This is a genomic window from Kitasatospora sp. A2-31, assembly GCF_022288725.1.
Lineage (GTDB): Bacteria > Actinomycetota > Actinomycetes > Streptomycetales > Streptomycetaceae > Kitasatospora.
Genome location: NZ_JAKNTA010000241.1, coordinates 1 through 1,166, shown reverse-complemented (window position 1 = coordinate 1,166; position 1,166 = coordinate 1). Strand labels below are relative to the sequence as shown.

1 protein-coding gene is annotated in these 1,166 nt (G+C 77.2%); it reads right to left on the bottom strand.

Features of this window, described 5'->3' with window-relative positions; all coding sequences use genetic code 11:
- Window positions 1-1,166, bottom strand: a 1,166-nt coding sequence (locus tag MCM47_RS41195) for an ATP-binding protein (RefSeq protein WP_238951882.1), incomplete at both ends; no start/stop codon positions are given.

The following is a 1,166-nucleotide window of genomic DNA, read 5'->3' as shown; positions in this document are numbered from 1 at the left end:
TCCGTCTGCAGCCACCGCTGCGCCGCAAGCGCCGTCGCGAACGGGGCCGCGCCGGCGGGCGGCGGGTCCGGCTGGAACCACTGGCCGGCGGACGAGGCCGTGTCGAGCAGCCAGCCGTACAGCGCCGTCTCGGCGCTGCGCCGCTCCTCGGACGACTCCTCCTCCTGCAGCCGCTCGCGTGCGTAGAGGCGGATCAGGTCGTGGAACAGCAGGCGGTCGGCGGAGGTCTGGCCGAGCAGGCCCAGCTCCAGCAGCTCGTCCAGCATCTCCTCCACCCGGCCGAGGCCGAGCCCGGTGAGGGCGGCGCCCAGCCCGGCGTCGAAGTCCGGCCCGGGGACGAGCGCCAGCCGGCGGAACAGCCGTCGCAGCGGCTCGGGCAACTGCGCGTAGGAGAGGCCGAAGGCGGAACGGATCCGCAGGTCGCCGGCGGCGAGCCGCTGCAGGCGCAGGTCCTCGTCGCCCAGGCGCTCGGCGAGGTGGTGCGCGCTCCATCCCGGCCGGCTCAGCAGCCGGTGGCCGGCGATGCGCAGGGCCAGCGGCAGGTGGCCGCAGAGGTCGGCGATGAGCGCCAGGGCCGCCGGATCCGGCCTGGCGGCCCCGGTGTCCGGTGAGGTGTCGTCACCTGTGGTGCCGGCCCCCGTGGTGCCGTCACCCGGGGTGCCGCCCCACCGGGCATCGTCCTGCTGGGCGAGGATCGTCCCGAGCAGGGCGGTGGCGGCGTCGGCGGGGAGCGGTTCGAGGAGCAGCCGCCGTGCGTGCTCGATGCCGGTCAGCGTGCGCCGGCTGGTGATCCAGGCGGCGCCCGCGCCGGCGGCCGGCAGCAGGGCCCGCACCTGGGCCTCGTGGGCGGCGTTGTCCAGGACGACGAGGGCGTTCCGCTCCCGCATCATCCGGCGGTAGAGGACCTGGCGCTCGTCCGTCTCGACCGGGACGTCCCGCTCGCGCACGCCCAGCGCGCGCAGCAGCCGGGCGAGGGCGTCGTGCGGGGTGACGGGTTCGGTGTCCAGCCCGCGGAGGTCGACGAAGAGGCAGCCGTCCCGGAACCGGTCCGTGAGCCGGGCCGCGGTGTGCACGGCCAGGGCGGTCTTGCCCAGGCCCGGGGCGCCGGAGACGATCGAGACCGGCAGGCGCCCCCGCTCGTCGGCGGGGCGGGCGGGCCAGGCGGC